Annotated in this window: 23 protein-coding genes; 20 read left to right on the top strand and 3 right to left on the bottom strand. The window is 29.6% G+C overall.

The window, feature by feature from the left end; translation table 11 throughout:
* The first annotated feature begins 153 nt into the window (after window positions 1-153).
* From BEE63_RS02265 to BEE63_RS02215, 11 genes are all read left to right on the top strand, one after another.
* Window positions 154-1041, top strand: a complete 888-nt coding sequence (locus BEE63_RS02265) for a LysR family transcriptional regulator (protein ID WP_081312441.1) — start codon at window positions 154-156, stop codon at window positions 1039-1041.
* A gap of 173 nt (window positions 1042-1214) precedes the next feature.
* Window positions 1215-2495, top strand: coding sequence for a nickel-dependent lactate racemase (larA, locus tag BEE63_RS02260; protein WP_066019840.1), 1281 nt, complete (start codon window positions 1215-1217; stop codon window positions 2493-2495).
* A gap of 102 nt (window positions 2496-2597) precedes the next feature.
* On the top strand, window positions 2598-3326 hold the full coding sequence (locus tag BEE63_RS02255) for an MIP/aquaporin family protein (protein WP_066019839.1): 729 nt from the start codon (window positions 2598-2600) through the stop codon (window positions 3324-3326).
* 215 nt (window positions 3327-3541) lie between these two features.
* Entirely contained in the window at window positions 3542-4525 is a 984-nt protein-coding gene (cbiM, locus tag BEE63_RS02250) for a cobalt transporter CbiM (RefSeq protein WP_066019838.1), read from the top strand.
* Window positions 4522-5316, top strand: coding sequence for an energy-coupling factor transporter transmembrane component T family protein (locus BEE63_RS02245; RefSeq protein WP_066019837.1), 795 nt, complete (start codon window positions 4522-4524; stop codon window positions 5314-5316). The genes cbiM and BEE63_RS02245 overlap by 4 nt, the downstream gene beginning before the upstream one ends.
* A gap of 21 nt (window positions 5317-5337) precedes the next feature.
* The gene (locus tag BEE63_RS02240) at window positions 5338-6063 is read left to right on the top strand and encodes an energy-coupling factor ABC transporter ATP-binding protein (RefSeq protein ID WP_066019836.1); all 726 of its coding nucleotides are present in this window, start codon (window positions 5338-5340) and stop codon (window positions 6061-6063) included.
* Window positions 6064-6281: 218 nt separating this feature from the next.
* Entirely contained in the window at window positions 6282-7490 is a 1209-nt protein-coding gene (larC, locus tag BEE63_RS02235) for a nickel pincer cofactor biosynthesis protein LarC (RefSeq protein WP_066019835.1), read from the top strand.
* 19 nt (window positions 7491-7509) lie between these two features.
* Window positions 7510-8319: an ATP-dependent sacrificial sulfur transferase LarE gene (larE, locus tag BEE63_RS02230; RefSeq protein ID WP_066019834.1), complete on the top strand. Its 810-nt coding sequence runs from the start codon at window positions 7510-7512 to the stop codon at window positions 8317-8319.
* A gap of 46 nt (window positions 8320-8365) precedes the next feature.
* Entirely contained in the window at window positions 8366-9112 is a 747-nt protein-coding gene (gene larB / locus BEE63_RS02225; protein WP_066023126.1) for a nickel pincer cofactor biosynthesis protein LarB, read from the top strand.
* A gap of 402 nt (window positions 9113-9514) precedes the next feature.
* A complete protein-coding gene (locus BEE63_RS02220) occupies window positions 9515-10825 on the top strand; it encodes an MATE family efflux transporter (protein ID WP_066019833.1) in 1311 nt (436 codons plus the stop codon).
* 18 nt (window positions 10826-10843) lie between these two features.
* On the top strand, window positions 10844-11656 hold the full coding sequence (locus tag BEE63_RS02215; RefSeq protein ID WP_066019832.1) for a MerR family transcriptional regulator: 813 nt from the start codon (window positions 10844-10846) through the stop codon (window positions 11654-11656).
* A 426-nt stretch (window positions 11657-12082) separates the two neighbouring features.
* On the opposite strand, the gene BEE63_RS02210 is transcribed toward BEE63_RS02215, so the two are convergent.
* Window positions 12083-13231, bottom strand: coding sequence for a DEAD/DEAH box helicase (locus tag BEE63_RS02210; RefSeq protein ID WP_066019831.1), 1149 nt, complete (start codon window positions 13229-13231; stop codon window positions 12083-12085).
* A gap of 432 nt (window positions 13232-13663) precedes the next feature.
* On the opposite strand from BEE63_RS02210, the gene BEE63_RS02205 reads away from it, so the two are divergent.
* Together BEE63_RS02205 and BEE63_RS02200 are read left to right on the top strand one after the other, a co-directional pair.
* Window positions 13664-15421, top strand: coding sequence for an SUV3 family DEAD/DEAH box RNA helicase (locus BEE63_RS02205; protein ID WP_066019830.1), 1758 nt, complete (start codon window positions 13664-13666; stop codon window positions 15419-15421).
* Window positions 15422-15433: 12 nt separating this feature from the next.
* Complete coding sequence (locus tag BEE63_RS02200) at window positions 15434-15901, top strand: ASCH domain-containing protein (RefSeq protein WP_066019829.1); 468 nt, start codon at window positions 15434-15436, stop codon at window positions 15899-15901.
* Window positions 15902-15995: 94 nt separating this feature from the next.
* On the opposite strand, the gene BEE63_RS02195 is transcribed toward BEE63_RS02200, so the two are convergent.
* Window positions 15996-16637, bottom strand: coding sequence for a cysteine hydrolase (locus tag BEE63_RS02195; RefSeq protein ID WP_066019828.1), 642 nt, complete (start codon window positions 16635-16637; stop codon window positions 15996-15998).
* An 86-nt stretch (window positions 16638-16723) separates the two neighbouring features.
* Here BEE63_RS02195 and BEE63_RS02190 point away from each other — a divergent pair, with 86 nt between their 5' ends.
* From BEE63_RS02190 to BEE63_RS02170, 5 genes are all read left to right on the top strand, one after another.
* Complete coding sequence (locus BEE63_RS02190) at window positions 16724-17194, top strand: hypothetical protein (RefSeq protein WP_175400820.1); 471 nt, start codon at window positions 16724-16726, stop codon at window positions 17192-17194.
* 133 nt (window positions 17195-17327) lie between these two features.
* The gene (locus tag BEE63_RS02185) at window positions 17328-18143 is read left to right on the top strand and encodes a dienelactone hydrolase family protein (RefSeq protein ID WP_066019827.1); all 816 of its coding nucleotides are present in this window, start codon (window positions 17328-17330) and stop codon (window positions 18141-18143) included.
* Between the two features lie 51 nt (window positions 18144-18194).
* Complete coding sequence (locus tag BEE63_RS02180; protein ID WP_066019826.1) at window positions 18195-18704, top strand: GNAT family N-acetyltransferase; 510 nt, start codon at window positions 18195-18197, stop codon at window positions 18702-18704.
* A 298-nt stretch (window positions 18705-19002) separates the two neighbouring features.
* A complete protein-coding gene (locus BEE63_RS02175; protein WP_100369857.1) occupies window positions 19003-19722 on the top strand; it encodes a L,D-transpeptidase family protein in 720 nt (239 codons plus the stop codon).
* A gap of 140 nt (window positions 19723-19862) precedes the next feature.
* The gene (locus tag BEE63_RS02170) at window positions 19863-20942 is read left to right on the top strand and encodes a hypothetical protein (protein WP_066019825.1); all 1080 of its coding nucleotides are present in this window, start codon (window positions 19863-19865) and stop codon (window positions 20940-20942) included.
* Window positions 20943-21207: 265 nt separating this feature from the next.
* Here BEE63_RS02170 and BEE63_RS02165 read toward each other — a convergent pair whose 3' ends face one another.
* Complete coding sequence (locus BEE63_RS02165; protein ID WP_066019824.1) at window positions 21208-22512, bottom strand: helix-turn-helix domain-containing protein; 1305 nt, start codon at window positions 22510-22512, stop codon at window positions 21208-21210.
* A 235-nt stretch (window positions 22513-22747) separates the two neighbouring features.
* On the opposite strand from BEE63_RS02165, the gene BEE63_RS02160 reads away from it, so the two are divergent.
* Together BEE63_RS02160 and BEE63_RS02155 are read left to right on the top strand one after the other, a co-directional pair.
* Window positions 22748-23263, top strand: a complete 516-nt coding sequence (locus BEE63_RS02160) for a GNAT family N-acetyltransferase (RefSeq protein ID WP_066019823.1) — start codon at window positions 22748-22750, stop codon at window positions 23261-23263.
* A 26-nt stretch (window positions 23264-23289) separates the two neighbouring features.
* Entirely contained in the window at window positions 23290-23859 is a 570-nt protein-coding gene (locus BEE63_RS02155) for a hypothetical protein (RefSeq protein ID WP_066019822.1), read from the top strand.
* Window positions 23860-24031 lie beyond the last annotated feature (172 nt).

Genomic DNA, 24031 nt, shown 5'->3' with positions numbered 1-24031 from the left:
GAACCTCTTTACATTTATTTTAAAATTAATGAGTGTAAATGAGGTTCTTATTTTTAAAATTATAAAATAGAAAGAACTGTAAAGGATACTATTGCAATTAAAAAATATATATGATATATTACAAAAAGTCAGGATGTGATTTAAATAAAAGAGTTGCCTAGTATTCAAGAGTTAGAGAATTTTATAATTTATGTGAAAGTGCGTAATTTTACACTTGCAGCAAATCAAGCTAACATAACACAATCAGCTTTTAGTTTCCAAATGAAGAAACTTGAAGAAATTTTAGGAGTAAAACTAATTATACGGTCAAATAGAGGTAGTACTTTAACGTCTGATGGAGAAAGATTTTATGAATGCATAAGTAGAACGCTGCCAGAACTGGTGGGGGCAATTTATGATTTTCAACAAAAGGGCGGTAAAAAAGCAGTAGAATTGAAAGTTGGCATACTAACATCACTTGGAGATGTATTGATGAATAAGTATGTAACATATTTTCGGGAGAACAATAATATATCAATTACTGTTTATAGTATGGAAAAAGATGAGCTTATAAGAGCATTAAATAATGGAAAAATTGATATTGCTTCTACTTTTCTTTTAGGTGATGAAAATTTGGACAACTTTGAAAAAAAGTTATTTAGAAAAGATAAAGTAGTATACTATGCACCTAATATTAAGGAAATAGGTGACACAATAAGCATACAAACAATGTTGAATTTTTCTTTAGCAAAATATCCACCAGATAATTTCATGAGTAGAATAAGTGATAGATATTTTAATGCTGTTGGTAAAATGCCGAAGATTGCCGCGCAGTTACCATCTCCATATGCAATAATACGATATTGCAAGGTAAATACTACGGGAGGACTTGTTACAGAACCTATCCTTAATGAACTTGAAATTAGCAATAAGAATGCATTCGCTAATATTGAACCTGCATATTATATTGAAGCTTTTCTATTATACAAAAAAGAAAATCCAAAATATAGGGCGATAAAGTTGTTTGTTGATTATGTTATTAAATTAAACAAAACAAAGTAGAAACTAAATTTATTATAGCTGGCATAAAATTAATTTTGTTATAAATTTTTTTTATGTCAGCTATCTTTTTTTTTTGCTATACAACATTATTCTACTGAACTATAATAATTTCGACACAAAAAAGGGAAAGATTTTAGAATATAATTCCTAAAAATAGAGAAAGGATGATAAAAATGGAGTATATTAATATAAAATTACCTTATGACAAAAAACAAATTGTTGCAAAAATAAACAAAGAAAATTTAGTCGGTGTCTTAAATTCAAAAGCAGAAAATTATAAAAGTGATTTATCTGAGGAAGAACTTGTTGAAAAATCTTTAGATAATCCAATTGGATCACCCAAATTAGAGGAATTAGTAAAAGGAAAGAAAAATATAGTTTTAATTAGTTCAGATCATACACGTCCGGTTCCTTCAAAGATTATTACACCTATATTACTTCGTCGTATTCGTAGTGTAGAACCTGATGCAAAAATTACAATACTTGTTGCTACAGGTTTTCATCGCCCATCTACTCATGAAGAATTAGTTAATAAATATGGTGAAGAGATTGTAAATAACGAAAATATTGTAATGCACGTTTCAACTGATGATTCTTCTATGGTGCAAATAGGTATGCTTCCTTCAGGAGGTCCTTGCATTATCAATAAAATTGCAGCCAAAGCAGATTTACTTATTTCAGAAGGATTTATTGAATCTCACTTCTTTGCTGGTTTTTCAGGAGGTCGTAAATCTGTATTACCTGGAATTGCGTCATATAGAACAATTATGGCAAACCACTGCGGTGAATTTATAAATTCAAAGAAAGCACGTACTGGTAATATAAAATGCAATCCAATTCATAAAGACATGCTATATGCTGCTAAAACAGCTGGACTTAAATTCATTTTAAATGTAGTTCTTGACGGCAAAAAGCAAATAATAGGATCTTTTGCAGGAGATCTTGAAAAGGCACATGAAACTGGATGTAATTTTGTAAAAGAACTTGCAAGCGTAAAAAAAGTACCTTGTGATATTGCTGTATCAACTAATGGAGGATATCCTCTTGATCAAAACATATATCAAGCTGTAAAAGGTATGACAGCAGCAGAAGCTGTAAATAAAGAAAATGGAGTCATCATAATGGTTGCAGGATGTGCAGATGGTCATGGTGGTGAAGGTTTTTATAGAAATTTAGCTGATGCAAAAACACCTAAAGAATTTTTAGAAAAGGCTATTCATACAAAAAGACAAGATACTATCCCAGATCAGTGGACTTCTCAAATATTAGCACGTATTCTTTCAAAGCATCATGTAATAATGGTTTCTGATCTTGTTGATCCAAAGCTTATTAAAGATATGCATATGGAACTAGCAAAAACTTTTGAAGAAGCATTAGAACGTGCTTATGAAATAGAAGGAAAAGATGCAAAAGTAACAGTTATTCCTGATGGTCTTGCTGTTATTGTTGAGTAAAAATTTATTCTTATAAGATAAAGCCCAAAACAAACAAATTGGTCTTTTATGTTAAAAGAATTTTATGATAAGAAATAATTATATAAGAAGGAGTTGTTAGCAATGCATTACAGTTTAACTGTAAGATTGATTTGCGAAATGCTGGGTACAGCAATTTTAATATTATTTGGTAATGGTGCAGTTGCAAATGTAGATTTAAAAGGAACAAAAGGTTATAAAAATGGATGGATTATTATAGCCGTTGGTTATGGAGTTGGTGTAATGATTCCAGGACTAATGTTTAGTAGCATCAGTGGAAGTCATACAAATCCAGCTATGACTTTAGGTTTAGCAGTAAATGGATTATTTCCTTGGTCAGAAGTTATGCCATACATAATAGCTCAGCTTATTGGAGCCATACTTGGACAAGTTATTTTATATTTTGTATATCTTCCATTTTATAAGCAAACAGAGGATACAAAAAGTATTCTTGGTACATGTTCTACAATTTCAGCTTCAGGAAGCCACATAAATGGATTTATTACGGAATTTTTCGGTACATTTTTATTAGTTCTTGGTGCATTATTTATATCTAATTCAAGTGGTGTAAAAAGTACTCCAGCAGTAGGATGTGTTGGACTTGGTTTCCTTGTTGCTTCATTAGTTACATCTTTAGGAGGACCAACTGGACCAGGTTTAAATCCTGCTAGAGATTTAGGACCACGTATTGTACATGCATTCATGCCACTTAAAAACAAGGGAGATTCTGATTGGGCATATGCTTGGATACCTGTGGTTGCACCAATAGTTGCAAGTATTGCTGCTGTATTTTTATATAAACAAATTTGCTAATATTTAATATAGACGTATTTGAATTGCAGAAAGCTTTAGGTTTTCTGCAATTTGATTTTTACAATATGGATAATTTTGAAAGTTTAGTCGATATTTTAATTAGGAAAAAGTAAAGTTAAAAACCTACTTGACTTGGAGTTAACTTTAACGTTTATAATAGCAGTATTCAGATAAATATGTAGCATTTAAATTATTAATATAGGAGGCTTATATGTATGCATATACCTGATAATTATTTAAGTCCTTCAACTTGTGCTGTTTTTGCAGTTGTAATGGTGCCTATATGGAGAAAAGCAAGTATAAAAGTAAAGAATGAAATGAGCAAGCAAAAGATGCCACTACTTGGAGTTGCAGCAGCTTTTTCATTTTTAGTTATGATGTTTAATGCTCCAATTCCGGGAGGAACTACTGCACACGCTATAGGAGGAGCACTTATAGCTATATTACTTGGGCCATATGCCGCGGTGCTTGCAATTACAGTAGCACTTGTGATACAGGCTATATTTTTTGGAGATGGTGGTATTCTGGCAATAGGAGTAAACTGCTTTAATATGGCGTTTGTAATTCCCTTTGTGGCGTTTAATCTATTTAATCTTTTTAAAAAGATTTCAAAGGGCAAAAAAGCTGAATATTTTGGAGTGTTTTTATCAGGATATATTTCTATAAATGTAGCGGCCTTTTTTGCAGCAATTGAATTTGGAATTCAACCTTTACTATTTAAAGATGCTTTAGGACGACCATTATACAGCCCATATAGTTTGAATGTTTCTATTCCAGCCATGTTAATACCGCATTTGTTGGTTGCTGGAGTTATAGAAGGAGTAATAGCGGTGGGTGTATATAGCTATGTGAAGAAAGCAGCACCAGATATAATATACAAAGGTAAAGAAATAAAAAATAAGTTTTTATATGCTATATTGGGAATTCTTATTTTAGCTGTACCTTTAGGGCTTTTAGCAGATGGAACTGCATGGGGAGAATGGAATCTAGATGACATGAAGAAGCTTATAGGATATGTTCCCAAGGGAATGAGTAAAGGCTTTAAATTTAATTCTCCATTTAAAGATTATAGCTTTGGATTTTTAAATCAGTATTTTGGGTATGTTTTATCAGCATTAGTTGGTGTAGTACTAATTTTGATTATCTTTAAATTTGTAGAAAGAATAAATTTAAGGAAAAATAAAAAGGAGATTAGATGATTCCAGAATGGCTTAAGGTGAAAGATGATTATGCTCCAAGAGAAGAAAAAAGTTCATATATTGAAAAGAGTATTTTTTCTTTCATTAAAATAACTTCTATAATTAGACAAAATAAAAATCAAGATAAATTAATTTACTCAATAAATTCAACTTTGAAACTTATATGTGTCATAATAATGATACTATGTGTATCTATTTCAAGAAGTTTTATTTATCTAATGGTAATAGATTTATATGTGTTAATTAATCTTTTTCTTATGGAAAAAAAGTTAGTCAAAAGAATTCTATTAAAAAGTATTCCGTTTCCTTTTATAACGTTAATAGCTTTAATACCATCTATGCTTTGCGGAAATGTTAATAATAGTTTATTGCTTTTTCAAAAATTAATTATAACAATATTACTTATGAATTTATTATCTCATAATACTAAATGGAATGAAATCAGCAGAGCATTAAAACTACTATTTATACCAGACATGTTTATATGGATTATGGATATAACGATAAAATATATTCTTCTTCTAGGTGAACATTCTCTTAATTTGTTATATGCATTGAGGCTTAGATCGATTGGTGTAACTAGTAATAAATATAAGTCTCTCACAGGAATTATAGGAAATTTATTTATAAAGTCTTATAAAATGAGTGAAGAGATGTTTCATGCCATGGAATGCAGGGGGTTTGTAGGAGAATACACCACAAAGGTAAATTTCAAATTAAAGAAAATCGATTATATATATTTAGCGATAAATATAGGTTTACTTAGTTTGTTTTTTTATATAGCTTACTAAAAAAATCGAGGAGAATTATTTATGATAGAATTAGAAAATATCTCATTTACGTATAAGAATAAAATAGCTCTTGATGATGTAAATGTTCATATAAAAGAAGGAGAAGCTGTAGCAATCATAGGACCTAATGGAAGTGGAAAATCAACTTTCTTGAAGCTTCTAAATGGTATTATTTTTGGGGGTCATGGCAAATATATATTTGATAATAGTGAAATAAATGAGGGTGCGTTAAAGGATAGCAAAGTCTTAAAATTATTTCATAAAAGATTGGGATTTGTATTTCAAAATTCTGATGCTCAGTTATTTTGCCCTACAGTCTTTGAAGAAGTAGCATTTGGACTTATGCAAATGGAGCTATCAGAGGAAGAAGTAAATAAAAGAACTTCAGATTGTCTTAAGCTTCTTAATGTGGATAAATTAAAAGATGAACATCCATATAATTTAAGCGGGGGAGAAAAGAAGAGAGTTGCAATTGCCAGTGTACTTGCCATGAATCCGGAAGTAATAACTTTAGATGAGCCAATGAATGGAATAGATCCAAAGGGAAAAAGATTTTTAAAAGAATTATTGGTGGATTTAAATAAAAGTGGCAAGACTATAATCTGCGCAACTCATGACTTTGAATACATAAAGGGCGTCTTTCATAGGGCTATTGTGTTTTCAGAAGACCATAAAATAATAAGAGATGGCGAATACGAAAATATAATAAATGATAAAGAATTTTTAAGAAAGTGCAACATTATATAAATGTTGCAAAGTAGTGCAAGGAGAAAATTTCTCCGTTCCTACGGAATTTTAGGCTTTAATCTTTGTAACCAATTAAATTTTTGTACTATATACTTATTACTAATAATTTTCATTGGTTAGCCATTTTTACAGCGCATTTTTGGTAGAGAAGCTGATTTTACTTTGCAATGTTTTTAAATTACAGAAGTATAGTGGAATAAATTTAGGGAGTGAATCAAATGAAAGTATTATATTATGATTGTTTTTGCGGAATAAGTGGAGATATGAATTTAGCAGCATTAATAGATTTAGGGGTTCCTAAGGAATATTTAATTGAAGAACTCTCAAAGCTCAATTTGAATTCTGAATATGAAATAAAAATTGAAAGTTCTATAAAACTTGGGATAACAGGAACTAGAGTGGATGTTACATTAAAAAATAATGTACATGAACATAATCATGAAGAACACCATCACCACAGTCATGAGCATCATCATAGAAACTTAAAGAATATAGAAGAAATAATAAATTCAAGTAATTTGAGTGATAAAGTTAAAGAACTCAGTTTAGATATATTTATGAAGGTTGCAGAGGCAGAAGCTAAAGTTCATGGAAAAGATTTATATGAAGTACATTTTCATGAGGTAGGAGCCATTGACTCAATTGTGGATATAGTTGGAGCCGCTATTTGTTTAGATTGCTTAAAGGTTGATAAAGTTATTGCATCTCCAGTTCAGGTTGGAGGAGGATTTATTAACTGTGCACATGGTATTATGCCAGTACCGGCTCCTGCAACAGCAGAAATACTAAAGAATATTCCTATGAATACCGGAATTGTACAATTTGAAACAACTACACCTACAGGTGCTGCAATATTGGCGGCAAATGCTGAGGAATTCACTAAAAATATTGATTTTAAAGTTCAGAAGATAGCTTATGGAATAGGACATAGAGATTTAGAAATTCCAAATGTTTTAAGAGTATATTTAGGTGAAAAAGAAAGTAATAGAAAAAATGAAGAACAATACATACTAGAAACGAATATAGATGATATGAATCCAGAACTTTACGGATATGTGGAAGAAAAGCTTTTTGAAGCTGGAGCTTTAGATGTATTAAAAATACCTGTATATATGAAAAAAGGGAGGCCGGGCATAAAATTAAGTGTACTAATTAATCCGGAAAAAGAGGAAGATATTTTGAATATTATTTTTAAGGAAACAACTTCATTAGGTGTTAGAAAACTTAAAGTGGAAAAAATAATGCTTGATAGGGAGTTTTCAAAAGTAAAAACAGAGTATGGAGATATTACAGTAAAGAAAGCTTATTATAAAGGCAAGCTATTAAAATACAAACCAGAATATGAAGAATGTAAGACTATAGCAGAAGAAAAAAATGTACCCATAGATAAAATATATAAAGCAGTATATAAACAAGATTTAAATTGATTGTGAGGTTGAAGGATATATGATAAATAATGAAAAATATAATGAATTAATAAAATATCTTAAAAGTCTCGGAAAAGTAGTTTTAGCATTTTCAGGTGGAGTGGATAGTACCTTTTTACTTAGAGCAGCAAAGGAAGCACTTCAGGATAATTTAAAAGCGGTTACAATTATGTCTCCATATATTCCAAGATGGGAAATAAGAGAAGCGAAGGAATTAGTTAAAGAGTTAGGAATAGATCACGAAATTATAGAAGCTCCAATTATTGATTCAATTAAATTTAATCCAGAGGATAGATGTTATCATTGTAAAACAGCAGTATTCAGTATGATAATAGATGCTGCTAAAAAGCAGGGATATGACTGTGTAATTGATGGAACTAATTTTGATGATATAAAAGATTACAGACCAGGACTTAAAGCTTTAAAAGAGTTAGATATAAAAAGTCCACTTTTAGAATGCAAATTAACTAAAGCGGAAATAAGAGCATTTTCTAAGGAATTAGGACTGAAAACTTGGGACAAGCCAGCTTATGCCTGCCTTTTGACGAGAATACCTTATGGAAATGAATTAAAGGTAGAGGACTTTGAAAAGATTGAAAAAGCAGAAAGATATATGATGAGCATAGGTTTTAGAGCTATTAGAGTAAGATGTCATGGAGATTTAGCGAGAGTTGAAGTTGCGAGAGAAGACAGAAGCAAGTTATTTGATGAAGAACTTTTGGATACTATTGCTGAGAATATAAAAAAATGCGGTTTTAAGTATGCAGCATTAGATTTTCAGGGATATAGAGTAGGAAGCTTTAATGAAACAATTAAAAATAAGAATTAAGAATTTTAGAGTCGAAATTATAGTTTAAAGTGGGACGGTGAATATATTGGATAAAGAAGAAATTAGAGTCCTATTAGAAGAGGTTAAGAATAACAAAATAAATATAGAAGAAGCTTCTAAAAAATTAGAGGATCTGCCATTTAAAGATTTAGGCTTTGCAAAAATAGATAATCATAGAGAAATTAGAGTTGGTTATCCAGAAGTAATATATTGTGAAGGAAAGACAGTAGAGCAAGTTAGAGACATTGTTAAATTTATGCTTACAAAAAATAATAATATATTAGGAACTAGAGCTACAGAAGAAATGTATAATGCAGTAAAAGAAATAAGCTCTGATGCAGAATATAATAAGCTTGGAAAGACTATTACTATAAAGAAAAAAGAACAAATTATTACGGATAATTATATAGCTATTGTTGCGGCAGGAACTTCTGATTTACCAGTAGTAGAAGAAGCCTATGAAACAGCAAAAATACTAGGAAATAGAGTGGAAAAAGTAATTGACGTAGGGGTTGCAGGAATACATAGACTTTTTGCAAAATTAGATATTATTAGAGGAGCTAAGGTTGTTATAGTAGTTGCAGGAATGGAAGGAGCATTAGCTAGTGTTGTAGGCGGTCTTGTAGATAAGCCTGTTATAGCAGTTCCAACCAGTGTTGGTTATGGAGCAAATTTTGGAGGAATATCAGCCCTATTATCAATGTTAAATAGCTGTGCTAGCGGCGTGAGTGTAGTAAATATAGATAATGGATTTGGTGCAGCTTATAATGCCAGCATGATTAACAAGTTATAGTGGGAGATAAGAGTGTTACTGGATATTAAATGAAATTAATAAATCTAAGTGTGAAATATTTAAAATCCTAAGAACTTTCAATAACTCGCTGAAAGCTCAGACAAATTGAAAGTTCTAAGTCTTTTAAATATTTCACACTAAGATTTATAAAATTTTATTTAAATTATCCGGCAACACTCTTATTTTCCATGTACAGTGGTTTAAGGAAAAAATTCCCCCGTACCTACGGAATTTTGAAATAATATAGAATAAATGTTTTTGGACGTAACATTATATTGAGATTGTTTAAATTGCAAAATTTGAATGGCGCAGGATATTAAATAAAAAACATAAGTGTTGACTCTACAGTTACTATAGACTTTATAATATCTATAGTAAATAAGTATTAAGGAAGGTAGAGTCATGTTTAAAAAGTTCTTAAGATATTCTATACCATCGGCAGTAGCTATGTGCATTTCTTCACTATATACTGTCATAGATGGAATATTTGTAGGGTGCGGAATGGGAAAGTTAGGACTAGCAGCAGTATCAATATCATTTCCAGCCATAATATTTCTTATAGGATTAGCTACGATGTTTGCAGCTGGTGGAGGAGCTCTGGTTTCTAAAAATTTTGGTGCTGGAAAAAAGGATAAAGCAATATATGTTTTTAGGCAAGCAATTAAAGTTGTTATAATATTAAGTGTTATTATTAGTTTAATATTTGTAGCTTTTGCAGAACCTATAGTAACAGCACTGGGAGCAACTGAAACGTTGAAGAAATCATCAGCAGAATTTTTAAGATATTATTCATTATTTTGTATACCTAATTTACTTGGAATAGTACTAAATGGGTTTGTTAGAAATGATGGAAGACCAAGGCTGGCAATGATATCTACAATAATAGGAGCAATTTTAAATGTATTATTAGATTATATTTTTATATTCATTTTACATATGGGACTTAAAGGTCCTGCTATTGCAACAGGATTAGGGCAGGTGGCTACAGTTGCAATAATTTTGCCACATTTTTTAAATAGAAGAGGACAATTGACTTTTGGAAAGGTAAAGCTTAAAACAAGTGAAATAAAGGATATTTTTGCCATAGGTTTTCCGTCTTTTTTTGCAGAAGTGGCATTCTCAATAATAATATTTTTTTATAATATAGTGCTGAGCCGCAGCATTGGGGAAAATGGAATTGCGTCTTACAGCATAATAAATTATATTACTACCAACATATATATGATGCTTGTTGGGGTTAGTTTTGGAGCACAGCCATTAATAAGTTATTATTTTGGAACTAAGTCTTCTAAGAAAATGCTATCCATATATAAATTTTCACTAATAATTTCTGCAGCAATAGGTTTCATTTTTACTTTAGTATGTTTTGTTTTTGGAATGAAGTTTGTGAGTCTCTTTACATCAGATATAAAACTAATTAATATGACATATATTGGTCTTAATATATCAAATTTTGCTTACATTATTATAGGTTTAAATTTGAACACATCAATATATTACCAAGCTATAGAAATGCCTAGATTTTCGAATCTTATTTGTTCTTTTAGATCTTTTATATTTTTGCCAATAATTTTATTTATAGCGTCACGTTTTTATGGTATAAATGGGATATGGGCTAGCATGATATTTTCGGAAATGCTATGCTTTTTAACAATAAATATTATTACCAATATAAAGGCTAATACTAAAAAAGCTGTATCATATATAATGTAAAAGCAAGGGTGATAAAGGATGAATAATTTTTCTATTGGTGAGATTTCAAAACTTCATAACATATCAGTTCAAACTTTGAGATACTATGATAAAATAGGACTACTTAAGCCTAAAATTATAAATAAAAAAAGTAATTATAGATATTATAGTGTAGAACAATTTCTTCAGATTGATATAATTAAATATTGTAAAAGTATAGGACTATCACTGGAGCAAATAAAGAATTTAATAGGTACAAACAGTTCTACACGAGAACTATTTAATATGATAAATATTCAGCAAGAGATTATAGAAAATAAATTAAAAGAGTTAAATGAGATAAAGAATCACTTGAATTCAATTAAAAATACGCTTTCCTCAATTATTGAGCATGAAAACGATAAGGTATTTATTAAATATAATAAGGAGAGAAAATATATAAGTTTTGATTGTGTTTCAAATAACAGCAATGAACTCGAAATTAACTACAGAAAAGTAATACTAGATATAGAAAAATATGCGGAAAATTTAAATTATGATTTAGGTACTAGAGTGTCATATGATAAGCACAAAGATAAAATTACATATAAAAGTATAATGTTTAATATGAATGAAGAGATTTTTAGACATAATAGCAATATAATTACTTTACCAGAGGGAGAATATGTAACAATATATTTTGAAGGCAAATGGTTTGAAAGTAAAGAGTATTATGACAAAATTATAAAATATATAGATGAAAATAATATTAATGTAAAGGGAGATTTTCATGAACTGTATATCTTTCCACAAGTAGATGAAAATGGCGAAGAAAAAACTATTACTCAGCTTGAAATACTATTAATGCGCTAAAAATAAAAGCAAGGTAAACTTTTATCCGCTTATGCGTGAAAAATAATATATTAATCTATTAAATAATATAGGTATCAAATTAAATCAGCTATTTATACCAAAATTCCGTAGATACGGAGGAATTTTTTCCTTGTACTACTGTAAATGCGAATTAACATTGATCTGTAACGATTTAAAAAAATTCTAATAAATCCTGGTAAAAAAATCGTAAAATACTTAGATTTTTGAATTTGTCTGAACGTTAGTAAGTTATTCAAAACTCTTAGTATTTTACGATTTTTAATTAGATTTTTTAATTAGGGAATCAAGGCTATTAGTCGTAAATATTAAAATAGTCTGTATTTTATAAAGAAGGATAATGGGTCTATGACCCAAACCCCAGTTATGATAAGATTCATAGAGTTTTTTTAATGTTACAAATCAATGTTAATTCGCATTCATAATTTTGCCCTTGTACATATGCATTAAATCGATTTTTATATTAAACGTCTTTTCATATTTTTTTAATAATTTCTCTTCTTTGTCTGTTATTATGCATATGGAAGTACCATTTTTGCCGGCTCTTGCTGTCCTTCCTGATCTATGCAGATAGTTATCGGTATCTTCCGGCATATCGTAACTGAAAACATAATCCACATCTTCTACATCAAGTCCTCTAGCAGCTATGTCTGAAGCCACGAGTAAATTTATTTTACCAAGTTTAAAATCTTCTAAAGCTTTTTTACGTGTTTCTTTATCGGCAGTTCCATATATAGCTTCTGCTTTTAATTTATGGTATTTTAATTTTTCTGTAAGTGTTTCTATTTCATCTGGTTTATTTACAAACACTATAGCTCTTTTAGGATTTAATATATGTACAAGTTTTCTTAGAATTAATATTTTATCTCTTTTTTCGCACATAAAGCACATATGTTTTATATTTTCATTCATAGAGTTTTTATGTTCTGTCTTTATAAATTTATGATCTTTCATTAAATCCCTTGCGATATCTAAAGTCCTATCATCTATAGTAGCTGAAAAAAACATTAATTGTCTGTCTCTTAATGTGGTTTTTATTATAGCTTTAACATCATTTATATTGTTTTTATCTAAAAGTTTATCTGCTTCATCTACGACAATGGTCTTAATAGCATGAGATTTTAGCTTTTTCATTCTAATAAGTTGAAGTATTCTACCTGTAGAACCAACTACTATATGAGGTTTTCCTTTTCTTAAAGTTTCTATTTGTCTTTTTATACTTGCACTTCCTATTATAGCTGCAGATCTAACTGGAATATCTGAATTAGTAGATAAAGTTTTTATTACATTATGTACTTGGAGTGCAAGTTCATGTGTAGGAACAAGGATATATGCCTGAACATCTTTACTTTCCAAATTTATATTTTGAAATATAGGAGCAATATAGGCTAAAGTTTTTCCGCTGCCTGTTTCTGATTCTCCTACTATATCTTTACCTGAAAGAGCGCTTGGAATTGTTTTACGTTGTATTTCCATAGCATATTCAATGCCCTCTTTTTTTAGTCCATCTGCTATTTCTTGACTTATGCCTAATTCATTAAATAAAGTATTTGTCATGTATTTTAACTCCTTACTAGTTACTGGTTAATTTTACTTTAACTTTTTTCTTTTAATAGTATCTTCTATTATTAATGATAATATTAAGTATGCTAGATAATAATAATTGTAAAATTAAATGAGTCATTATTTTAAAGGTGACTCATGTATGATTATAACATTAAATACATAGGGAAAACATATAGATATTTTATTATTCTATAAGCATACTGAAAAATTAAGAATGAATAATTAAGAATTGAGGATGATTTTCCGCCGCTTTGTTCTGGAAAATCTACATTCAGTCTTAATTTTAATAAGGTACTTGTACTGTTTTTAAATTGCTAATTATTAATATTAGTGGTAGTTCAATTTTAATGTATGATTTACTTTAAAGTCTATATAGTTATATAATTAAAGTATAAATTATGGAAATGTATATGGAGGAAATATATGAAAAAAAGTGGTAAGCAAAGGGATTTTAAAAAATTAAAGAGCCAAATTAATCACATTGAAGAGATTGTATATCATTCAAAGCCTGGAGCACTCATAGATCAGGAGACAGCTATAAGGAAGAAAATACGACAGCTAAAGGATATGGAAAATGAAGGCTTTAAGGATTATAAAGATACATATGATAGTTATATTGAATTGTTAGAGGAAACATCTAAAAGGATGCTGGACCATTATAATAAGAAAAATGGAACGGATTTTAATTTCTATGAAGTTTTGAGGGGAAATTATAATGTCTTTTTAAATTCAGGATTTTTGACAGTGCTTACTAAATACCATATACCAAAGCTTATTGCAAAGGAATTTGAAGAGAAGTTTCCAGACAGCCCTAAAGATGAATATCTTGAAACTAGGAGAATGCACAGAAAGTTTTACATTCATCTAGGTGACACCAATACAGGAAAAACCTATAATGCTGTGGAACGTCTTAAAAAGGCAAAACATGGTGTATATTTATCGCCACTAAGGATTCTTGCATTAGAAAATTTTGAAAAATTAAATAATGAAGGTATAGCCTGTGATTTATTAACTGGCGAGGAGGAGATATTGAAGCCGGGTTCTACGCATGTTTCTTGTACCATAGAAAAGGTTAATTTAAAAGATCATTACGATATAGCTGTTATTGATGAAATTCAAATGATTAGCGATGAGTTTAGAGGAATGGCATGGAGTAGAGCAGTTCTAGGATTAAAGTGTGATGAAATCCATATATGCGGGGCAGCGAATGCAAAAAGTATACTTGAGAAGATTTTAAAAGAGTGCGGCGATGATTATGAAATAAAGGAGTACAAAAGAAGTATTCCGCTGGAAGTTGAAAGTAAGAGCTTTAACTACAAGGATATTAAAGCTGGAGATGCCGTTGTGGTATTTTCTAAAAAGAGAGTACTCAGCATAGCACAGCAGTATTCAAGTAAAGGTGTTAAAGCCAGCATAATATATGGAGATTTGCCACCTGAAGTTAGAAAAGCGCAGTACCAGCAGTTTATAAATAAAGAAACAAAGGTTTTGGTAACTACTGATGCCATAGGGATGGGAGTTAATTTACCTATTAGAAGGATAATCTTCATGAACATAAAAAAGTTTGATGGTGAGGAAATACGTGAGCTGACATCTCAGGAGGTAAAGCAAATAAGTGGGCGTGCAGGAAGAAAGGGAATTTACGATGTAGGCTATGTGGCAGGTGCAGGAGATACTCAAGATTTTCTTAAATCCAAATTAGAAGAAGAGGATAAAGAAATAGAAAAAGCTGTTATAGGTCCATCTGATGCCATACTTAGAATAAAAGAGCTTCCTCTCAGAGAAAAGCTAGCCTTATGGAGTACCAGGGAAGAAAAACTGGATTATTATACTAAAATGGATATAAGTGATTACATTTTGATTTTAGATAGAATAAAAAGATACAAATTAAAGGAAGAGGTAGAGTGGGATTTGTTAAAGGTTCCTTTCGATGTATCAAGTGAAGAATTGATGGATACATTTTTAGGGTATGTTGATGAATTATTTATTAATAAGCAAGATAGTTTATTTAAGCCCCAGTGTTTTAAGGGGAATTTAGATGATTTAGAAATATACTATCAAAAGATAAATATGTATTATTCATTTTCTAAAATATTTAATTTGGATTTTGATGTGGAATGGGTTTATAGTGAAAGAATGAAAGTAAGTGAAGATATAAATGATATATTGATTAGGATATAGGGGGATTAAAATATGGAGCATGAATCAGTAAAAAAAATGTGGCAGGAGTACTTAAAATCCATAGGAGAAGATGTTGATAACACCAATAAAAGTTATACATCATGGTATTTTTGCGATAATGAAAAAAGTGCTAATGATTTAGCAGAGCTCGTTAAAAGTGGAGTTAAGCGAGGAACCAGCAGTCTTTATTACTGGTATAAAGTGGAGAATGAAGAACTGCCCAAAGAAGGGGAGCACAGCATAATTACGGATTGGAATGGAATAGCTACTTCTATTATAAGAACTAAAAAAGTAACTGTACTGCCTTTTGAGAATGTAAATCAGGAACTTGCAGAAATAGAAGGCGAAGGAGACAAGTCTTTAGAATACTGGAGAAAAGAACATATTCATTTTTTTACAAAGGAATTAGAGGAAAAAGGTATAGAATTTTCAGAAGATATGCTTGTAGTGTTTGAGGAATTTGAAGTGGTGTATAAATAATAGAGAAGCACTAATAAGTTATACTGTTTTAAAAATATCAATTTTAAAGGAATTGCTCTTTATGCATAACTTATTAGTTGAGCTTTTTTATATATTATTGAATTGATATTAAGTCTACCTTTGATAATACTGACTTATTTCTAGTTCCAGGACTATTAAGCATATGCCAAGCAGTATATTGCTCTGCATAGGGATTATCCGCAGATATTGAATCAACTGGAACAATTATATTGTAACCACGAAAAGCAGCACTTGTAGCTGTATCTAAAACTGCACCATTGGCAGAATAACCCGTAACTATAACAGTTTTAATTCCTTTCTCACGCAGTGTTTGGCTTAAATTTGTATTGTAGAATTTATCTACATTTGATTGTACAATGAGCTCATCTGATTGAGGTGCTAAAGGTTCAAAAATTTCTGAAGGGTTTCCACCGGGTGTGAGGCTGTAGATGATTAGCATGTTATTTTTGCGAGCTGTATTTAATAAATTTTGAATGTTATTTACGGTAGTTTTGCAATTAGAACTTTTACATATAGTATTTTCCATATCTAATATTAAAAGTGCAGTGGTTTTAGGGTCAATCTTTACACTTGTTAAGGTAGGTGCAGGGGGAACAGGGACCTCATTCCATTTATCTATGATGGTTAGGTTCTGTTCTTGACGCAGAATGCTTCTGTAATTATTATTCATAGAACTTTTAAAAAATTTGTTGTGCACAGGGCAAAAATATATCATATTAATTCTCCTATATAAGTTATACATTTATATATTATGTATTATGTAGTAAAAAGTAAAATATTCATTTTTTAGGAGGAAGTATTATGTTGGGGCATTTTGGATTTTCATATGTAGGACTCATATATTTGCTGATGCTATTTATTCCTAATATAATTTGGAGTAAGAATCAACCAAAAGATTATGACCTTACAGTAGAAAATAAAGTATTATTGTTGTTTGAACGTGTTGGACAAGTATGCTGCACGTGTAGTATACTACTTTTTAAAGATTATAACATTGGGACAGTTTCAGTATGGAGTTTGTGGTTAATAGCATCATTTTTGCTTATGCTTCTTTATGAGATTTATTGGATTAGATATTTTAACGGTGAGCATACAGAAAAAAATTTTTATCGCAGTATTTGTGGCATTCCCGTACCTGGTGCGACTCTGCCAGTTATAGCTTTTTTATTAGTTGGTATTTATGGTAAAGTTATTTGGCTTATTTTATCTTCTATTATAATTGGTATAGGGCATATAGGAATACAACTTCAGCATTTAAAGGCAAGGCAATAGGTTCTTTTTAGCAGTATAAGTAAAAAAATTTCCGTATAATGTTGGAATTTCAGTTCAAAATACTTTATAAGGTTTGTGAAATTTGATGAAGTATAATTATAAAATGTATTTTAAATTTCAAGGAGTAATTAAAATGTTAACGAGAGAAGAGATTCTAAGAAAAGAAGTAGTTTATAAGCTCAATAGTATGGAAATGATTAATATATCAAGAAACATAGAGTGTTGGATTTGTGAAAATAAAAAGACTTTTATAGATTTGTATTCTAGTAAAAATTCAAAAGGTAAATCACCTGTTGTAGTATTGGTTCATGGGGAAGCTAAAGATGTAAATTTTAAAGAATCAGGTCAGTATACTTCACTGGCGAAGTTGGTAGCTTCAGTAGGGTTAAGGGCGGTAACATTTAACCATAAGGTTTTATCAGATGGATTTACTATAGAAGAAGTTAATAGCGATATAAATAATATTCTTAAGTATCTTATAGAAAATGCTGACAAATTAAGTATAGATAAAGATAGAATTGGCATTTGGTGTTTTTCCGGAGGTGCTCCATTTGGTTTATATGCAGCAATGAATAATTGTTCTGATTATATACGGTGTGCAGCGGTTTATTATGGATTAACTGATTTTAAGCGCATAGGTGAATTAATTTCAACTAGTATTAATCTAAAGGATTCAGAAATAAGGGAATATTCACCTGTAAACCTAATAAAAAGTGAATCATATAAGATTCCACCTTTGTTTATTGCCAGAGCAGGACTAGATAGTTCGGCAATTAATGAACCGCTTGATGAATTTATAATGAAGGCACTTATAAATAATCTTACTGTTGATGTTTATAATCATCCTACAGGTAATCATGCATTTGATTTATTTGATGATAATGACAGAAGCCGTGAGATAATAGCTGAAACACTGGACTTTTTTAAAAAGCATTTGGAGCAAGTTTGAATTAGTGCAGCGTTATTATGATAATTTGATAAAAAATTAAGGAGGAACATTATGAAATTATTAAGACCATCTATAGAGTATAAAAATCAAGTTTTAGAATACAAAAATGAATTTATAAAAAATGGTGATGATTTAGCTGGTACATCATATTTATCAGAGTACGATGATTATGAAGAATGGATGAAATTTGTACTAGACAACGAGAATGAGGATACAAAGCATACTGAAGTAACTGCGGATGTGTTTTTATTAGTCAGGGAAGAAGACAATAAATTAGTTGGTATGATAAATATTAGACATACACTAAATGACTATTTATATAATTATGGAGGGCACATTGGATATAGTGTAAAAAAATCTGAACGTAGAAAAGGTTATGCTAAACAGATGTTAAAAATGGCACTGGAAAGATGCAGAAAGCTCAAAATTATGAAAGTTTTAATTACCTGCGACTCTAATAATATTGCTTCACAAAAGACCATAAAATCCTGCGGAGGAATATTAGAAAATGAGTTGCCTCATGATGAAGGAATAACTCAAAGATATTGGATTAAATTATAAATTTTATTTGTTTCTCAATTTTCTTATAAGTACTGGAAAATTGAGAATTTTTTTATTTAAGATTTTTATTTCCAGCGGGAAACAATTTATAAGATTAAGAGACTGAAAACTATAGTTTTAAAAAATCATTTTTAGCTTTTTAAAGCACTAATTTGAACATTTGCTAAATAAATTGACGCAAATATAACTAAGTATCAGCTTTATGCCGATTATTATGATAATTTAATTGAAAGAAAATGTATATTGTAATATAATTAGCTTAAATACATAATTAACCAATAATGTAAGGAGTGATGTTATGAAAAAGTTTAAAACCATTTTTGTTTTAATATCAACTTTTGTACTAGCTATAATTATGATACCCACAAAATTATTTGCATATTCAGATACGCTGCCAGTAACTCATTTAAGGAATTTAGGAAATTCACGTCAGGTAGTATTAGTTACCACGGAGTCTTTTAATACTTGTATTGCCAAAATTCAGACTTTTGAAAAAACATATGGCATTTGGAAACAGGTATTAAGTCCAACGGCAGCTGTTATAGGTGTAAACGGATTTGCAGTAAACAAAGTTGAAGGTGATGGCAAATCGCCTGTAGGTAAGTTCACTTTGAGGCTGGGTTTTGGAAAATATGATAATCCCGGTTTAAAGGTACATTACAGAAAAGTTACAAGTAATGACTATTGGGTAGATGACCCTAATTCTGAGTACTACAATACCTGGCAAGAGGGACCTAGTAATGGTAGATGGAATTCTGCTGAGAATCTACTGAGAACTGATTCTGCATATGATTACGCAATGGTGATAAATTATAACACGCACCCTATAATAAAGGGAAAAGGCAGTGCTATCTTTTTTCATTTGTGGAGAAATTCTATAAGTGGAACAGCAGGTTGTACAGCTACTGATGAAGAAACTTTACTGTCTGTAATGAGATGGTTAGATCCTGCTAAAAAACCTGTTATTGTACAGGGTCCCGCTTCTAAAATATTAAAACATAGCAAAAATAACAGGTAAATAATAATTTAAGAATCATTTTATTTGTAAGGTAAAGACTTTATTGAGTTCTTATGTGAATTTTTTTGAAATTAGGTCATAGACTATAATTGGGGTAGTTTGAAGGTTTTGTTTGTAATAATATTGAGGTGGGGAGAAATATGGATAATCCATTTATTGAAAAGGGGTTTTTATCTTCAAATGCATCTATAAATAAACTTATAATACAGAAAATGCCAACTGATAAAATCACACAAAAGCTTGAAGGTAAGAGAACAGTAGATATATTTTCCACAGAACTGTTTATAAGGGAGATTAAGAAAAATAGTAATGAATTGAAAATAGATATAAATGATATTCAAGAAAAGGTTCTGCCGCAATACCTAAATAAATGCCTCAAAAGTGATGATATTTCTGTTAAAAAAACTGCTAATAGTATTGTAAAATTATTTGGTGAAAGGTTAGCAGTTATATTATTAACTTTAAAAAAGGGTGAAAGAGTAAACAGAATTAGCAGAAAAGATTGGAATGATACCCATTGGGAATACTGGAACAGCTTAAAAAATGTTATTCTAGTTGGAGGACTTTCAAGCTCAGAATTAGGAAAAAGATTAAAATATTATGTAGAGGAAGTTTTTAAAAAGTTAAATGAAAACTGCTATAATATTATACTAAGTGAAGATTCTGCAAATGCTGGAATAAGAGGATGCTTAACGTATATTAAGAATCCTGAAAAAAGAAAGTCATACCTCATTTTTGACTGCGGACAAACTTTTATTAAGAGAGGCCTAATTTGGATAGATGAAAAGGGAATTAAAAATGTCATAAAATTAGATAAGGTTTTATCCAAGCATACAGGGTGGAATTTTCAATATATTAAAAAAGAAAAAAGTGAAGCAGAGGCTCTAAATAGTTATATTTTAAGTGTGATTATAGCTACTATAAGAGGAGTAAAAGGTGGAGCTTCTAATATGGGAAATGATATAGTAATAAGTATAGCTAACTATGTTAAAAATGGATTATTTGCTAATAGGGGAGGATACGGTAAGTTAAGATTAATATCAGATAACTATGAAGAATATTTATCTTATGTATTATATCAAAGCCTCGGAAAAATGTTTAAGGTAACTTTAGTGCATGATGGTACTGCCATGGCTGCTGCTTTTTCAAATTATTCAAATGCGGTTTGCTTATCATTAGGGACTGCCTTTGGGGTAGGATTTCCTGTTAGTGAGAAATGAATATTTAAAAGTCCAGGCAGCATATAAAATGTTAGCTGGACTTTTAAATAAGAAGGTAATGCTATAAAAAGCTTCTGGAAAACGTTGTCACTAAGTAGCTAATACATAAAAAGCCATTTATGTGGTGAAAATCACCAAGGCCAAACTGGATAGTGAGCTAAAGTTTGAAAGTTAGAAAATGCTAAGCTTAAAAATAACACACTAAAAACAAGCAGTGAAAATACTATTTTTTGTTTTTTAGAAAACATGATTATCACTTCCTTCATCATACAAATTTTTCAGTGAAAGCATATATTTCTTTAAGAGATTGAATATCTTCTGTATTTAAATAAAAACCTATTAGTTTATACATAATGGCAGTATCTAGTTTGTTTTCTTTGCCTGTAAGCATAAAGAATTCATTTTTAATATTTGTCATTGCCTTATTATTTTTGGTTAAAGTATATATATCAATTAATTGTATGAAAATATTATTTAACATATGATAATTATTAGTTTTTTTTGCATAATTTAAAGATTTTGAACAATAATCTTCTGCCTTTTTTAAATTATTTAAACTCTTGTATATTTTACTCATTTCAAAATACAACCTGGATAATTCGTTATTATCATTATTAAGTTTACCTATATTATCCATTATAATATTTAAATTTTTTTCTACTAAATCATATTTAGAAAGCTCTATGTAAATTTCTGATGTATTAACTAATATTAAAATTTGTTTTTCATAATTATCTTTATCAATATATTCTGATAATATATCATATATACCTAGACTTTTTCTATATTCCTTAAGTTCTTGAAAGCAAATAGCTTTTGACATTAATACTTCATAATATTTATCCATGTTTACCTTCTTTATTGTTTCTTCTATTGCTGATAGTCGATTCAAGGCTTTTTTGTATTCCTTAAGTTCTATGTAACATAAAGCACTGTTAAATACAAAAATATAATAATATTCATTATTCATGTTAGTGATTTTGTTTATTGCAAATTCGCAGCATTTTATATCAGCTTCATATTTGCCCATGTAAAAATAGACCATGGATAATTTCCTTAAAATAGATATGATGTTTTCATTAGAATTATTCATGTCAATTAATGCTTTAACTTTTTCATAGTATATAGAACTATTATAAAAGTCGTTGATATTGCAAAAATAATCTCCCGCCAATTCGAAAATGGCTATTTTTTTATCTTTAAAATCCCAATTTGCTAGGAATTCTTCTACTTCATTTAATTTATTACAGAATGTATTATCCTTATATATACTTAAATCCTTAAGTTCCTTTATATACGTATCAAGTATTTTACTGGCTTGACCTTTCTCATCTTCCATTAGATAGTTTACACATTCATTAAGGTCAAATTTGTGCTCTTTGCAAATTGCAATTAGGTTTTTAATTATTACAGTTGCTGCATTTTTTGTTAGTTTAGCTTTATTATGTTCAATTTGGCTTATAAGATTTCTAGTTATTTCATCTCCAGCTAAGTCTTCTTGTCTTAAATTGTATTTTTCTCTTAAATTTTTAAGCTTGTCACCTACTGACAGTATCTTATAACTCTTCATACAAATTCTCCTTATTGCTAATGTATTTTGTTAGTTATAATTATAATACTATTTACATATTTTGTAAATAATGTATCTCGAAGTAAATAGATATGATAAGTGCAATACAGGGTGCATTTAAAGATGTAAAGCGTTAATGGAGTTTGACTAAGTTTACAAAATAAATTAATATAGACATATAAGTATAACCATAATATAGTAATATAAACCAAAATTGAAGGAAGAGGTAAATATAATGAACGATAAAGTAGTGATAAGAAAAGGAAATAAGGAAGATGCTTCTAAAATGGTAGAATATTTAAAAGAGATTGGTGGAGAATCTGATTTTTTGACATTTGGTAAAAATGAACTTAATGTAAATGTATCAGATGAAGAAAATTTTATTGATAATTCAAACAAAAATGAAAATTCACTTTTTCTTGTGGCTGAGGTCAACGGTAAAATAGTGGGAAACCTAAACTTTTCAGCAGGAAAAAACTCAAAAGTTAGACATGTTGGTGAATTTGGAGTAAGTGTACTTAAAGCTTATTGGGGAAATAAAATAGGAAATGAATTGATTGAATATTTAATAAAATGGAGCAAGCATACGGGAATAATTAAGAAAATAAATCTCATGGTTAGAGAGGATAATGTTCGCGCAATAAAGTTGTATAAAAAAATAGGCTTTGTAGAGGAGGGAATATTAAAGCGTGAATTTTTATCAGAAGGAAAATTTTATAGCGGTATATCCATGGGGTTTTATGTTAACTAATATAAAAATTAAATAGGGGAGTTGCTATGAGCTATATTTTAATCATTTTAGCTGCTATTGCAGTTGTATTTTTGGGCGTTAAATTAATAAATAAAAGGAAAGATAAACTTAGTATTTTGCTGCATGCTAATATTATTTATAACAAAGTAGGTGACAGGGAAAATATTAAGGGCACAGTAGTTATTGATAATTTTGACATAAGGCATGAAATGCTTTTAAATGTAAGGGTTACAAATAATGGGGAAAAGAATTTTGAGGTAAGTCATATATTTATGGAGGTAGAGCTGGAAAATGGGGTCTGCTATGAAGTAAGAGTTACACCAGAGGAACTTCCAGAAGTTGTAGAGGAATTTAGCAGTATTGAAATAAAAATACAAAAAGAGTGGCTGGATTATGAAAATGTAAATTCTTTTGGAGTAATAGATTCTAGGGGAAAATATTATTATCTTCCTAAAAATCAGCTTGATGAATTGTGGAAAGAGTCCAATGATTTACCTAGTTATAAAGATCGTGATTGTGATCACAATGATCCGAATGAGGTTGTGAAATCGTTTAAAGCAAATGATAAAAGCGAGATTATTAAAAAGAGCAGATAGATGTGTAAAGTAAAAAATTAATATATAAAAGGTGGTTGCATTAAATAAAAATAGTGCCAAGTAAATCGAAAAAATCAATTAAGAATTAAGTTGCTTGGCATTGTTTTAAAACTATCAATTACTAATTATTAATGATTAATGTGACAGTCTTAGATAGTGTATTTGGGGGGAG

Origin of the sequence: Clostridium pasteurianum (assembly GCF_001705235.1) — a bacterium.
GTDB lineage: Bacteria > Bacillota > Clostridia > Clostridiales > Clostridiaceae > Clostridium_S > Clostridium_S pasteurianum_A.
Note: the sequence above shows the minus strand (reverse complement) of the source record. Positions and strands in the feature narration are given on the sequence as shown.

Bases quoted from the DNA above. Each gene is read 5' to 3' on its own strand.
- BEE63_RS02200 (WP_066019829.1), top strand. From the start codon at position 15,434: ATGGAGCATGAATCAGTAAAAAAAATGTGGCAGGAGTACTTAAAATCC.
- BEE63_RS02255 (WP_066019839.1), top strand. From the start codon at position 2,598: ATGCATTACAGTTTAACTGTAAGATTGATTTGCGAAATGCTGGGTACA.
- larE (WP_066019834.1), top strand. From the start codon at position 7,510: ATGATAAATAATGAAAAATATAATGAATTAATAAAATATCTTAAAAGT.
- BEE63_RS02205 (WP_066019830.1), top strand. From the start codon at position 13,664: ATGAAAAAAAGTGGTAAGCAAAGGGATTTTAAAAAATTAAAGAGCCAA.
- BEE63_RS02245 (WP_066019837.1), top strand. From the start codon at position 4,522: ATGATTCCAGAATGGCTTAAGGTGAAAGATGATTATGCTCCAAGAGAA.
- BEE63_RS02165 (WP_066019824.1), bottom strand. From the start codon at position 22,512: ATGAAGAGTTATAAGATACTGTCAGTAGGTGACAAGCTTAAAAATTTA.
- BEE63_RS02210 (WP_066019831.1), bottom strand. From the start codon at position 13,231: ATGACAAATACTTTATTTAATGAATTAGGCATAAGTCAAGAAATAGCA.
- BEE63_RS02180 (WP_066019826.1), top strand. From the start codon at position 18,195: ATGAAATTATTAAGACCATCTATAGAGTATAAAAATCAAGTTTTAGAA.
- BEE63_RS02240 (WP_066019836.1), top strand. From the start codon at position 5,338: ATGATAGAATTAGAAAATATCTCATTTACGTATAAGAATAAAATAGCT.
- larC (WP_066019835.1), top strand. From the start codon at position 6,282: ATGAAAGTATTATATTATGATTGTTTTTGCGGAATAAGTGGAGATATG.
- cbiM (WP_066019838.1), top strand. From the start codon at position 3,542: ATGCATATACCTGATAATTATTTAAGTCCTTCAACTTGTGCTGTTTTT.
- BEE63_RS02170 (WP_066019825.1), top strand. From the start codon at position 19,863: ATGGATAATCCATTTATTGAAAAGGGGTTTTTATCTTCAAATGCATCT.
- BEE63_RS02190 (WP_175400820.1), top strand. From the start codon at position 16,724: ATGTTGGGGCATTTTGGATTTTCATATGTAGGACTCATATATTTGCTG.
- BEE63_RS02155 (WP_066019822.1), top strand. From the start codon at position 23,290: ATGAGCTATATTTTAATCATTTTAGCTGCTATTGCAGTTGTATTTTTG.
- BEE63_RS02160 (WP_066019823.1), top strand. From the start codon at position 22,748: ATGAACGATAAAGTAGTGATAAGAAAAGGAAATAAGGAAGATGCTTCT.
- BEE63_RS02185 (WP_066019827.1), top strand. From the start codon at position 17,328: ATGTTAACGAGAGAAGAGATTCTAAGAAAAGAAGTAGTTTATAAGCTC.
- BEE63_RS02220 (WP_066019833.1), top strand. From the start codon at position 9,515: ATGTTTAAAAAGTTCTTAAGATATTCTATACCATCGGCAGTAGCTATG.
- BEE63_RS02175 (WP_100369857.1), top strand. From the start codon at position 19,003: ATGAAAAAGTTTAAAACCATTTTTGTTTTAATATCAACTTTTGTACTA.
- BEE63_RS02215 (WP_066019832.1), top strand. From the start codon at position 10,844: ATGAATAATTTTTCTATTGGTGAGATTTCAAAACTTCATAACATATCA.
- larA (WP_066019840.1), top strand. From the start codon at position 1,215: ATGGAGTATATTAATATAAAATTACCTTATGACAAAAAACAAATTGTT.
- BEE63_RS02195 (WP_066019828.1), bottom strand. From the start codon at position 16,637: ATGATATATTTTTGCCCTGTGCACAACAAATTTTTTAAAAGTTCTATG.